This window comes from Paenibacillus liaoningensis (assembly GCF_059609455.1).
Window position 1 is genome coordinate 1 of the sequence record NZ_JCAALU010000016.1, and the last position, 12,552, is coordinate 12,552.

General features: G+C 50.1%; 12 protein-coding genes. 8 read left to right on the forward strand and 4 right to left on the reverse strand.

Annotation, left to right across the window (positions count from 1 at the left end):
• Positions 1 to 387 precede the first annotated feature (387 nt).
• From AC6B99_RS23880 to AC6B99_RS23905, 6 genes are all read left to right on the forward strand, one after another.
• The gene (locus AC6B99_RS23880; protein WP_496664400.1) at positions 388 to 2,664 is read left to right on the forward strand and encodes a glycoside hydrolase family 3 C-terminal domain-containing protein; all 2,277 of its coding nucleotides are present in this window, start codon (positions 388 to 390) and stop codon (positions 2,662 to 2,664) included.
• Between the two features lie 38 nt (positions 2,665 to 2,702).
• Positions 2,703 to 4,073: a glycoside-pentoside-hexuronide (GPH):cation symporter gene (locus AC6B99_RS23885; protein WP_494879056.1), complete on the forward strand. Its 1,371-nt coding sequence runs from the start codon at positions 2,703 to 2,705 to the stop codon at positions 4,071 to 4,073.
• Positions 4,074 to 4,118: 45 nt separating this feature from the next.
• A complete protein-coding gene (locus AC6B99_RS23890; RefSeq protein ID WP_056032013.1) occupies positions 4,119 to 4,379 on the forward strand; it encodes an HPr family phosphocarrier protein in 261 nt (86 codons plus the stop codon).
• 395 nt (positions 4,380 to 4,774) lie between these two features.
• Positions 4,775 to 5,596: an AraC family transcriptional regulator gene (locus AC6B99_RS23895; RefSeq protein WP_099517520.1), complete on the forward strand. Its 822-nt coding sequence runs from the start codon at positions 4,775 to 4,777 to the stop codon at positions 5,594 to 5,596.
• A 208-nt stretch (positions 5,597 to 5,804) separates the two neighbouring features.
• Complete coding sequence (locus AC6B99_RS23900) at positions 5,805 to 6,794, forward strand: aldo/keto reductase (protein ID WP_056032007.1); 990 nt, start codon at positions 5,805 to 5,807, stop codon at positions 6,792 to 6,794.
• A gap of 21 nt (positions 6,795 to 6,815) precedes the next feature.
• Positions 6,816 to 7,832, forward strand: coding sequence for a hypothetical protein (locus AC6B99_RS23905; protein ID WP_494863765.1), 1,017 nt, complete (start codon positions 6,816 to 6,818; stop codon positions 7,830 to 7,832).
• Between the two features lie 133 nt (positions 7,833 to 7,965).
• Here AC6B99_RS23905 and AC6B99_RS23910 read toward each other — a convergent pair whose 3' ends face one another.
• Positions 7,966 to 8,793, reverse strand: coding sequence for a hypothetical protein (locus AC6B99_RS23910; RefSeq protein WP_494863767.1), 828 nt, complete (start codon positions 8,791 to 8,793; stop codon positions 7,966 to 7,968).
• Between the two features lie 275 nt (positions 8,794 to 9,068).
• Here AC6B99_RS23910 and AC6B99_RS23915 point away from each other — a divergent pair, with 275 nt between their 5' ends.
• The gene (locus AC6B99_RS23915) at positions 9,069 to 9,200 is read left to right on the forward strand and encodes a hypothetical protein (RefSeq protein WP_257790767.1); all 132 of its coding nucleotides are present in this window, start codon (positions 9,069 to 9,071) and stop codon (positions 9,198 to 9,200) included.
• A gap of 61 nt (positions 9,201 to 9,261) precedes the next feature.
• Here AC6B99_RS23915 and AC6B99_RS23920 read toward each other — a convergent pair whose 3' ends face one another.
• The 3 genes from AC6B99_RS23920 to AC6B99_RS23930 form a co-directional block, all read right to left on the reverse strand.
• Positions 9,262 to 10,104 carry a 1,4-dihydroxy-6-naphtoate synthase gene (locus AC6B99_RS23920; protein WP_056031998.1) on the reverse strand — a complete coding sequence of 281 codons (843 nt, stop codon included), beginning with the start codon at positions 10,102 to 10,104 and terminating at the stop codon, positions 9,262 to 9,264.
• Complete coding sequence (locus AC6B99_RS23925; RefSeq protein WP_496664401.1) at positions 10,101 to 10,751, reverse strand: futalosine hydrolase; 651 nt, start codon at positions 10,749 to 10,751, stop codon at positions 10,101 to 10,103. The genes AC6B99_RS23920 and AC6B99_RS23925 overlap by 4 nt, the downstream gene beginning before the upstream one ends.
• Before the next feature lie 196 nt (positions 10,752 to 10,947).
• Entirely contained in the window at positions 10,948 to 11,163 is a 216-nt protein-coding gene (locus AC6B99_RS23930; RefSeq protein ID WP_341280655.1) for a hypothetical protein, read from the reverse strand.
• A 291-nt stretch (positions 11,164 to 11,454) separates the two neighbouring features.
• Between AC6B99_RS23930 and AC6B99_RS23935 the strand changes: the two genes are divergently transcribed.
• A complete protein-coding gene (locus AC6B99_RS23935; protein WP_494863774.1) occupies positions 11,455 to 12,537 on the forward strand; it encodes a beta-propeller fold lactonase family protein in 1,083 nt (360 codons plus the stop codon).
• Positions 12,538 to 12,552 lie beyond the last annotated feature (15 nt).

Sequence of the window (12,552 nt, forward strand, 5' to 3'; positions counted from 1 at the left end):
GCATTTTTTAGACATCCGCTTCGACCACCGCTCGTTTTTTATTTATTGTACACAAAAAAGACCCTACAAGATGACCTTTTTAAAGTGTCCATCTTATAGGGTACATTTTAATCGGCGGAGGTCTTTTTTTTTTGCAGAAGGCGGCGGCCATATGGCCTTTTTTATTTTCTTTTTGAAAGAGTAAGAAAGAGGCAAAAAGATAATCATAAAAAGTGACATTGTTTTCAGTGAAACGAGGGAAGGAAAGCGCTAAACAAACGCACTATACTTAAATTAGTTGATAAAGAAATGGGGATAGGAGCAAGTTATACTTCGTAGTCATCCATTTTTTTCTGTAGGGTAGAACAGGAACTCATCATCACCTATATCGAATTGGAGGTTTTTACATTGACGAGAAACATTCAGGATATCGTAGCTCAAATGACGCTGGAGGAAAAAGCCGGACTATGCTCGGGGCTTGATTTTTGGCATTTGAAAGGTGTCGAACGTCTAGGCGTGCCTTCCATTATGGTAACGGATGGACCACACGGCTTGCGCAAACAGCAAACGGGTGCGGATCATCTGGGCATTTTCGACAGTGTGCCGGCAACCTGCTTCCCTTCTGCAGCTGGACTTGCCTGCTCATGGGATGAAGAGCTGATTGGCAAAGTCGGCGTTGCGCTTGGTGAAGAATGCCAGGCAGAAGATGTTGCCGTCTTGCTTGGGCCAGGCGTGAACATTAAACGCTCCCCGCTTTGCGGACGCAACTTCGAATATTTTTCCGAAGATCCTTATTTGTCCTCCGAGATGGCAGCAGGCCATATCAACGGTGTGCAAAGCCAAGGCGTCGGAACGTCGCTGAAGCATTTCGCCGTAAACAATCAGGAGCATCGCCGCATGTCGACGGATGCAGTTGTTGACGAGCGTACGCTTCGCGAAATTTATTTGGCAAGCTTCGAGGGCGCGGTGAAAAAAGCGCAGCCTTGGACGGTTATGTGCTCGTACAATCAAGTGAATGGCGTATTTGCTTCCGAGAATGTAAAGCTGCTTACCGATATTTTGAAGGATGAGTGGGGCCATGAAGGCTTTGTCGTCTCTGACTGGGGCGCAGTTAATGAGCGCGATCTGTCGCTTGCGGCAGGCATGGAGCTGGAAATGCCGGCAAGCAATGGCGTAGGCGAGAAGAAGGTTCTTGATGCGATCAGCAATGGCACATTGACGCAGGAAGCTTTGGATCGCGCGGTAACGCGTCTGCTTCGCATTATTTTCAAATCGGTAGATGAGAAAGTTAAGGATGCTACGTATGACAAAAACGCGCATCACCAATTGGCAAGAACCGTTGCCAGCGAGAGCATGGTATTGCTTAAGAATAAAGGCGGTTTGCTTCCACTTGCGAGAAACAGCCGCGTAGCAGTTATCGGCGCTTTTGCCGAGAAGCCAAGATTCCAAGGCGGCGGCAGCTCGCATATTGTACCGACAAAGCTGGATAACCCAGTTGAAGAAATTAAGGCGCTCGTTAGCGATGCATCGGCAGTTGTTTATGCGCAAGGCTATCACGCAGGTGATGATGCCATTGATGAAGCGTTGATCGAAGAAGCGAAGCGCGCTGCAAGCGAGGCGGAGGTTGCTGTCATTTTTGCAGGCTTGCCTGACCGTTATGAATCAGAAGGGTATGACCGTGAGCATCTTAACCTGCCTGAAAATCAAAACAAGCTGATCGAGGCCGTTGCCAGCGTTCAAGGCCGCGTCGTTGTTGTGCTGCTCAATGGATCAGCGGTGCTGCTGCCGTGGCTGGATCAAGTCGATGCTGTGCTTGAAGGTTATTTGGGTGGACAGGCCGTTGGCGGAGCCGTTGCAGATTTATTGTTTGGAGAAGTGAATCCTTCCGGCAAGCTGGCAGAGACGTTCCCGCTGAAGCTTAGCGACAACCCTTCATTCCTGAACTTCCCGGGCGAAGGCGACCGCGTTGAATACAAAGAGGGCATCTTCGTAGGCTACCGTTATTATGACAAAAAGGAACTAGATGTTCTGTTCCCGTTTGGCTATGGCCTGAGCTACACGACATTTGCTTACAGCGACTTAAAGCTAAGCGCAGCGAGCATCAAGGATACAGACGAGGTAGAAGTAACGGTCAATGTGACCAATACAGGCAGTGTAGCAGGCAAAGAAGTGGTGCAGCTTTATGTGAAGGATGTAGCAAGCACCGTAATTCGCCCAGAGAAAGAGCTGAAGGGCTTTAAAAAGGTTGCGCTCGCGCCGGGCGAGACAAAAACGGTGAGCTTCGTGCTCAATAAACGTTCTTTCGCCTACTACAATGTGGATATTAAGGATTGGCATGTGGAAAGCGGCGAATTCGCTATTTTGATTGGGCATTCCTCGCAGGAAATCGTTCTTGAAGCGACGCTTGCAGTTGAATCTACCGTTAAATTGAAAAAGCATTATACGCAAAATACGACACTGGGCGACTTGTATAACAATGAAGAAGCGACTGTCATTTTGCAGCCATATATGAAGAAATTCCAAGAGAACAGCCCGCTCGGCGGCGTTGATGAAGACGATGCCCATGCGGAAATGATGGTCAAAATGATGCAATACATGCCGCTTCGCAACCTGATGGCATTCGGCGGCGATGGCTTCACCAAAGACATGCTTGACCAATTAATTAAAGAGCTGAACAGCTTATAAATTAGCGTTTAAAGCTAGGTACAAGAGGAGAATGTGCGATGAGTGCGAATCAGACAGCAAGTGGCGTTCAAGACGACGCGTACCATAAAGTAAGATGGTCGGAACGAATTGGTTATGGTTTTGGTGATGCAGCCAGCAACCTTATCTTTACAGGGGCGGCTACGTTTCTAACGTATTATTATACGGACGTAATGGGACTTGCCGCAGGCGCAATCGGAACGATGATGCTGATTGCCCGCATATTGGATGCCTTCCTTGACGTCGGAGTAGGGGCATTGGTAGACAAAACGAAAAATAAGCATGGCAAAGCTCGTCCATGGCTGCTATGGATGATGATTCCATTCGCCGCTTCAGGCGTATTGCTCTTTACGTTCCCTGATGTCGGACCGGGCGGAGCGCTCGTGTATGCCTATGTTACTTATTTGCTCATGAATTTTATTTATTCGTTCATTAACATTCCATATGGGGTGTTGAACTCGCTTGTTACGCAGGACGGCTATCAGCGTTCGGTGCTCAATATCGTTCGTATGCTTGGTGCGCTTGCAGGGGCAATCGGCGTCAGCTTCGCGACGCAACCGCTTGTTAAAGTATTTGGCGGCGGCGAAAAAGGCTGGATATTGACCTTCACGATTTATGGCGTTTTATCTCTCATTATGTTCTTCATTACCTTTAAATCGACGCGTGAGCGCGTAAAGCCTTCCGTGTCGCAAAAAGAAATTCCGTTCAAGCAAGGCTTGGGAGCGCTATTCCGCAATAAATATTGGGCGATTATGCTGCTATTCGCTGTCACTGTTTACACAAACTACGGCATGAATGGTTTGAATATTTATTACGCACAGTACATGTTGAATGATGCCGAACTGCTGGGCCTTCTCAGCTTTGCCGGATTGATTCCTATTGCGGTCGGTTTGTTCTTGATTGCTCCACTTATCAAGAAGTATGGCAAACGGAATGTGGCGCTTGTCGGCAGCTTTATTATGATTTTAGGCTCGCTGGTTATATTGATTGATCCAACGAATGTTACATTTGTAATCATTGGCTTGGTGGTCAAGGCGCTTGGCATGACGCCAATTCTGGGTACGATTTTCGCCATGCTGGCCGATACCGTAGAATATGGCGAATGGAAAACAGGTGTGCGTACAGAAGGACTCGTATACAGCGCAGGAAGCTTTGGTACGAAAGCGGGCAGCGGTCTGGGCGCAGCTATTATTGGCTGGGGTCTGGCGATTGGCGGTTATATCGGAGGACAAGAGACAATCAGCTCTTCCGCAAGCAGCGCGATTCACTTCATGTTTATTTACTTGCCGATTATTTTAGGGATTTTGCAGATGGTCATTTTGTATTTCCACAAGCTGGATAAATTGTATCCGCAAATTGTAGCTGAATTGAAAGCTGTTAAAAAAGCTTAATACAAAGCTGCAAACACATACTCTGAATGAAAGGTGCTGACAAAGATGAAATCGCATGATACGTTAACGAAGCAAAACGGCTTTAATGTGTTGTTTGCAAAAGAATTTACGACGCTTGCTTCTTCCTTCGAATCCGAGATCCGCGTCATTTGGCAAGCGAAAAACATTATTTCCGATGGCAAAAGCATTTTGGGCTTAATGGCGCTCGATATTATGAAGGGTACGCCGATCAAGCTCACGGCTGAAGGTCCGGACGAGGATCAGGCGATTGAGAAATTAGCCGCTTTATTCGAAGGTCACGAATAAGGAATGCTCTGGGTCAGCAAAGCTGAGTAAAATTGCACAGTAAGAAAATCATAAAAGCAGGGAGAGGAAAACCTCACCCTGCTTTTTTTAGTGAATTCAATTGAAATCGAATAAAAATGATATTTTTATAATCAAACATTGTTTAATACGGTGTAAATTCATTCAATCATGTGAAAAGCTAAGGCTGAAAAGGGCATTTATTATTAAAAAATTGCATCCGTTTAATTGTGTCAGATGTTTGAAAACTGTGCTATTATTATCGGAAAGCATCCAAAAAGCAGCGCCCCCAGTAGGGGCTGTTTTTATATAGAGAAATCATGAGTGGTATTGCCTTGTTGCAGCAGTCGTTCGCCACATCACGATGCAAGATAGCGTAGAGAGGGATGAAGGTCATCATGGCAGTGTTTCAGTATAATCCGGAGCGTCCCTTTCGTGATGGCCCGGATATGTATTTGCTTTATTGGGGCAAAGAGGCATGCAAGCCTTGTCATCTCATAGGGCCAATCGTAAGGGAAAACTTTAAACTGCATTTCATTCATAAAGGAAAAGGGACTGTGAAGGTAGCGGGCAAAACCTACACGCTTACAGCCGGACAAGCCTTCCTCATTTATCCGCAGGTGCTTATTTCTTATGAATCGGACGAGAAGGACCCGTGGACGTACTCCTGGATCGGTTTTTTTGGAGAGCAGGCTGCCCAAATCATCGCCCGGACATCGATTACGCCAGAAAACCCCGTATTTCCCATGGATATGAAGCTGATGCCGACGTTGTATGACCAGTTGACGGAAGCTGTATCCCACCAAGCCAGCAGTGATTTGCGCCTTCAAGCCATTTTATATGAGTTTTTATCGCTGCTTGTCGAGTTGGTTCCTTTAACGGAAAGCAATAGCAGCAATGCCGCGCGCAAGCAGGAAGCCTACATTCACCGAAGCATGGAATTTCTGCACGCCCATTACAGTGAACGAATTACGATGGAGCAGCTCGCTGACGTACTCGGCCTGGATCGCAAATATTTGTCTTTTCTGTTTAAAGAGGCTGTGGGCATGCCGCCGCAGCAGTATTTGCTTAACTATCGGATGAATAAAGCTTGTGAGCTGTTAGGGAAGGGCATCTACAGCATCAGTGAGGTGGCGCGTTCCGTAGGGTATCAAGATGCGCTGCTTTTTTCTAAAATGTTCAAAAAGGTAAAGGGAACACCTCCGCGCAATTTTGAATAGTTATTTTACAAGCGTAAACGGCTGAAGCCGCCCTCTGGTGGCAAAGCTGCTGTTTTGTGTAGAAATATAGAGAATGGATGGAAAAATCATATACTTCCTATGTTTTAAAAAAGGACATTATTCCATAAACATCATCCTTGCTGACATAGGATTCATAGTCGTTTCTCGGTACAATAGGTTTATATTAAACCTGAGGAGGAACAAATGAATGAGCTATTTGGCAAGTCATAATCGATATGACACTATGACATATAACCGCAGTGGGAGAAGCGGATTGAAGCTGCCTGCTATTTCGTTAGGGCTGTGGCATAATTTTGGCGGTATTGATTCCGTAGAGAAAGGCAGAGAAATGGTTAAACGGGCATTCGACCTTGGTATAACGCATTTCGACCTGGCGAATAACTACGGACCGCCTCCGGGCTCTGCTGAGCAAACGTTCGGCAGCATTTTGAAAGCCGACTTTGGGGCTTACCGCGACGAATTGATCATTTCGACAAAAGCCGGTTACGGCATGTGGGAAGGGCCTTACGGCGATTTTGGCTCCAAAAAATATTTGGTGTCGAGCCTTGACCAAAGCTTGAAGCGCATGGGACTCGATTATGTCGATATTTTCTATCATCACCGTCCAGATCCAAATACGCCGCTGGAAGAAACGATGGCTGCGCTTGATCTGATTGTGCGCCAAGGCAAAGCGCTGTATGTTGGCTTGTCCAACTATAAGCCGGAGCAGACGCGTGAGGCATCGCGCATTTTGAAGCAGCTGGGTACGCCTTGTCTGATTCACCAGCCGAGCTACTCGATGATTAATCGCCACGTTGAGGATGGCTTGCTGGACGTGCTGGAAGAAGAGGGGATTGGCTCCATCGTATTTTCCCCGCTTGCGAAAGGGATGTTGAGCGATCGCTATTTGAATGGCATTGCTCCAGATTCGCGTGCGGCTGGCCCAAGCGTGTTTCTGCGTCCAGAGGAAATTACCGATGAGCTTATCGTTAAGCTGCGCAAGTTGAACGAAATGGCAGCCGGCCGCGGCCAGAAGCTGTCGCAAATGGCGCTGGCATGGGTGCTGCGTGGCGGACGAGTGACTTCCGCGCTTATTGGTGCCAGCAAAGTCAGCCAGATTGAAGATGCCGTACAGGCGCTTGCTGTTGCTCATTTCACCGATGAAGAGCTGACGCTGATCGATCAGATCTTGCTATAGGCAAAGGAGGGGGATGAGGCAATGGCTATAAAGGCGCAACCATTCATCAATCGGGTGCTGCTGACGCTTGATGCTCACCTCGCCAAGGATGCGAATGGGATGTTCTACGAACGCTTCCTTCATGCGGACAAGCAGGCAGGCCGGAGCGATGTGTATGGGACGGCGGATGCCGCCAATCTGCTATACACGGTGAACGGGCTGCCGGAGGCAGAAGCGGAAAAATCCGCATGGCAGCAGGCGCTGCAAAGCTTTCAGGAGCAAGGCAGCGGCATGTTCCGCGGGCTTTACCATAATGAGCTGCATAGCGCGGCGTTCGCAATATCGGCTTTGGAGCTTTTTGATGGAAAGCCACTATATCCGCTTCAGCAATTTGCAGCCTATAGAAGCAAAGAAGGGCTTTACGAATTGCTGGAGCAGCTGGATTGGGTACAGCAGCCTTGGGGAGAATCGCAGAAGGGCTCCGGCGTCTTCGCAAGTCTGGTGCTCGCGCAGGAAGTAGACGCTGCGTGGGAAGCCTGGTACTTCGACTGGTTGAAGGAGCAGGCCGATCCGGCAACGGGCTTATGGCGCAAAGGCTGCATGGTTGATGGAGATGGCGAGCTGCGCGGTGCGCCGCTCTTCCACCATTTGGCTGGCAGCTTTCATTACCTGTTTAATATGGCTTATCGCGAGCAGCCTATTCCTTATGTGGAGGCATTGGTCGATACTTGCATCGCCTTGTTCCGCAGCGAGCGGTGGGAGCAGCCGAAGGAGCAGCTTTCCTTTTTCGAAATCGATTGGGTTTACGTGCTGGGCTGCTGCCTGAAGCAAACGTCCTATCGCCGCGAGGAAGTGCTCGCTGTTGTTCGGGAATCGGCAGCACCTTTCCTTGCCTATATCGAGAAGCTGGGCGAACAATCGCCAGCAGAGCCGTTCGAAGATTTGCATTCGCTCTGCGGCGCTGTAAGCGGCCTTGCAGTCATTCAACAGCTGGTTCCAGAGCTTGTCCTTACGGATCGGCCCCTGCAATTGGTATTGGACCGCAGACCATTTATTTAAGCGTCTCATTAAACAATAAATAGGATGAAATTCACCCCATTCACCCCCTAGAATAAACATGGGATAACCAGCTGGTTAGTTCGATGATATTCTAAGGGGTGTTTGCTATGGATAAAAATAGATGGACGGTGCCTTATGAAGCGAGCAGTGCATTCGCCTTTGTAATAATAGCGGCAATCTGTTCCTCGCTGCTGTAGATCGCCTGCTTTTTATCCAGAATGCTTTGCTGCAGCGTCAGCAGCTTAGCGAAGGAGCGCGAAGCGGCTGCGGCATCGCCTTTCTTCACAGCTTGGGTCAATAGCTTGCCTTCGGCCGTAATAAGCTTGCGGCTGCTGGATATGCTGCTTTTGGCGGAGCGGATTTTGATGCGCTGCGAGGAAGCAGTCTCCAATAAGGCGCGCGTCTGCTTCGCTTTCAACACAGTGGCGGCTTTAAGCTTGCTGTAGGCCTCGCTCTTATTTTTAATATCCAGCTTGGCGAGCTGGACGGCTTGCTTTGTTTGCTCCAGCTGCGCCTTCATCACGGCATTCAGCTCCTTGCTTTGCAGCAGCTTGGCGGCTTCCTGCTGCTTCCTCAGCGAAGCGTACAGCTCAAATAGCGGCTGATAATGCTCCTTCGTCTGCTTAACGTCAGCTGCCAGCTTGGCAAGCTTCTCCTCATTCAATTGCTTGATGCGCTGCCGAATGGCAACAAGCGCCTCTTCATTGCGATAATGGCTGGCGGTAATTTTGCCTTCCCAAGCGTCTTCCTGCTGCTGGGCAGACAGCAGGCTGTCATATTGCTTCTTGAGCTGGGAGGCTGATGAAGAGTCAGCACCCGTGGTCAGTTTGTCAAAGGCCGTCTGAACGGTGGGCGAAAAAGGCAAGAGCGACGTGGCAGCGGTGGAGAGTGATGGCAGCGTCAGAAATAAGGATAATGCGATTAGAGCAGTGAATACATGCAGCGGCTTGAAAATAAACATAGTGGAGCCCTCCTTTAAAATGGTGGAAATGAAAGACGTTGAAGGGCAGCGATAAAGGGCATAGTCCCGAATGCACGCAAAAAAGCACCCGCAAGAAGGACGCCTGAGGCGTCTTCTCTTACGGGTGCTTCCATCGTAAGCCGCTGCTATTCAAATAATTATTTCCAAATATACTAAAAGGAAGGCCATTCGTCAAGCTCTTTCGTAAGGACTGTTCCCCCCGCCGATTCTCCTGTATGATAGTAGGAAAAGAGACGAAAGGGAGGAAGCAGCGAATGAATGTGCCTATAGGCGTTTGGATTTTTTCAGGCTTAATCGTTATATTGCTGACATGGATGACACTTTGGGTGACAAAAAAAGCGTATTCGAAAAAATGGGACGATTCCGATCAGGATATCGGGACGTAATTCGACGAGCCTATATTTTCACAACGAGTAAGCATCACACGTAACAATAGCCCGTCCTAAGCTAAGGCTGAAATTTCAGCAGCTCAGGATCGATGGCTGGCACGAGCCCTTCCTGCGCAGCGCGATTCAGCAGCGTCGTTATCGCCTCATATCCGCTATCGCCGAGATTGGCGGTAAAGTCATTCACGTATAGATCAATGTGCGCCTTCGCTACGGCAGCGTCCATCTCTTGGGCATGCTGCATGACGTAATCGCGAGGCGCTTCTGGATTCGCCCATGCATAAGCGACTGAGGCCTGAATCCACTTCGTGATGGCTGGCAAATCGAGCGAGCGGCGGGCGATGATGGCACCGAGCGGTATAGGCAGTCCCGTATCCGATTCCCACCAGCTGCCAAGATCCGTCATCATGGATAGGCCAAAGCTTGGATACGTGAAGCGCGCTTCATGAATGACAAGGCCAGCATCGATATGTCCGTCGCGAACGGCAGGCATAATTTCATGGAATGGCATGATGACGATATCGCCGACCCCGCCGGGAACGTGCTTCGCCGCCCAAAGCCTGAACAGCAAGTAAGCGGTGGAACGGTCGCTTGGCACTGCTACGCGTTTGCCTGATAATGCTGCCGCATCCGTGCGGGTTCCAGCTGTCAGGACGAGCGGGCCGCAGCCTCTGCCCAGCGCACCGCCGCATGGAAGCAGCGCATAATCTTCCAGCACCCAAGGGAGGGCGGCGTAGGAAACTTTCAGCACATCAAGCGGGCTGTCGCCGCTGGCTGCCAGACGATTGGTAATGTCGATATCGGCATACGTAATTTCCAGCTCTGGTGCATCCGGGATAAGCCCGTGCGCCCAAGCGTGGAAGACGAAAGTATCGTTCGGACATGGAGAAAAAGCGATTTTCATACAAGCACCTCCAATAGTGTGGAGCCCGCAGCTTCCAAAGCCTGCAAAGCTTCGCCAATTCGCCATGCGCTGCGGTCCCTTGGGCCGATCGCATTCGAAATGGCGCGAATTTCAAGAACGGGAATGCCAAAGCTTTGTGCAGCTGCTGCAACGCCAAAGCCCTCCATCGCTTCAGCGGCGGCGCGAGGAAAGCGCTCGCTCAGCGCTTGGGCGGTGGCGGCAGTTCCGGTGACGGTCGACAACGTTAAAATGGGGGCCAGCGCTGCAGCAAGGCCAGCCTGAGCGAGTGCTGCGGCTAAAGCGGAGGCTTGTGCGCCAGCCTCGATTGTAGAAGAACCGAAGCCAAGGGTGTCCAGGCTGCTGAAGCCATCCGGTGTCTCTGCCCCAAGATCGGCGGCAATGATGGCATCGGCTATGACGAGCGAGCCAACGGCTGCGCGGCCGGGAAAGCCTCCGGCGATTCCCATGCAAATGACGAGATCATAGCTGCCCCGTGTGAGAGCGAGTGTCGTGCGGACAGCGGCTTCCGCTGGGCCAACTCCGGCTTCTGTCACATGAAAGCGCGGGTTGTTTTGCAAGCCTCGACAAACCGCATCCTTCTCAGCTGTGACGGGGGTCATAATTAAAATGTTTGGGCCAGCGTCCATCAGGCGCAATCTCCTTTAACGGCAAAATTTCGCACCATCATGCGGGAGTAGATTGCATCTACGGCCGCATAATGCTGCGAAAAGCTAGGGTTGTTGCTTTTTCCAAGCTTATTACTTAATTATAGTACGGTTGCAGACGTAAGGAAAGGCGAGCGCTTTCCCGGCTGCAAGCGATGATCGAGCCGCAGACAAGCGGCTATTTGCGTTTCATTTCAAAAAACTCGCATTGCTCCCGGGAAAAATAAGTGATATCGCTGACGCTCGTCTGAATGACGACCTGCGTATCGTCGAAACGGACGATGTTTCCGCCGGAGCACACAATATAATCATTTTCAAAGACGCGCAGCCGAAGCTCCCGCTGGAGTGCCTCCTCGAAATCCGCATCCGTTATCAATTTACGGTTTATCGCCATCCTCAGACTCCTTTGCCCATTAAAATTAAACCTTATAAAGGCGGTATGCCCTAGCGCTATGATAGACCAGCCAGCAGCCTGTTGCAACATTGTGCAGCATAACAGCCGTTTGTTCAGGAGAGATAAAAACCGTAGCAACAGCACTTGGTTTGTGCGCAGACTGCTAGTACAATAGGAGGGAAAGCTTTAATGCGGGAAAGCTGGCAAGGCAAGCTGTGAGCTCCGCTGCCATAACGTCAGCCCTTACACGCAGCGGGACAGGTCCCGCTAATTTGAAGGAGGAATATAATCGTGTCTGTACATAATGAACGAGTTGTCGTATTTGTCGGGTCCTATGCAGAGGCTGCGGCGAGCGGCGTATATGCGTATGCTTTTGATGAAAAGGAAGGCAAGCTGTCGCTGCTGGATGAAGTATCCGGACTCAAAAATCCTACGTTTCTGAATGTCGATATTCCAAGCAAACGGCTGTATGCCATTGCAGAAGGGGTATCCGCAGCAGGCGCCAAAATTGGCGACGCTGTAGCTTTTGCCATCGACACGGACAAAACAGCATTGACCGAGCTTAACCGCAGCGAAGGGATTACGGCTCCGGCTTGCCATATTCAACGCGATCCATCCAATCGCTATTTGCTGCTGTCGAGCTACCATGGCGGCAGAATCAGCCTTGTTGCGCTGACGGACAATGGAGAGGTAGGAGAACTGCTCGATATCGCCCAGCATACGGGAGTAGGCCAGCACCCGGAGCGGCAAAATCAGCCGCATCCCCACAGCATACAATTCAGCCCGGACGGCCGCTACCTGTTCTCGCCGGATCTGGGCATTGACCGTATTATGGCTTATCGCATTGATGACCAAGCGCAAAAGCTGGTTTTCCACGGCGAGACCGTGCTTCATGGCGGCGCTGGCCCGAGGCATATGGCTTTTCACCCCAATGGTCAATTCGCGTATGTCATTAATGAAGTAGATTCGACGGTTACCGCGTTCCGTTACGATGCTGAGGCGGGTACGCTTGCGGCGCTGGCAACTGTTCCAACGCTTCCTGCTGATTTTGACGGTGAAAATACATGCGCCGAAATTGCCGTTTCCGAGGATGGCAAATATGTATACGGCTCGAATCGAGGGCACGACAGTTTCGTAGTGTACGCCATTAATGAAGCAGACGGCAAGCTTACCCTTGCTGGTCATGTGCCGATTGAGGGCGAGCACCCACGCCATTTTGCTTTTGTGCCGGGTGGCCAATATATTATCGCGGCTAACCGCGACACGAATAATTTGGCTGTATTCCGCGTAGATGCGGCAACAGGGCTGCCTGTGTATACCGGACATTCCGTTACGGTATCTGGGCCCGTGTATGTGCAGCCTGTATTAGTGTAGCAGGAAATAGCTGAG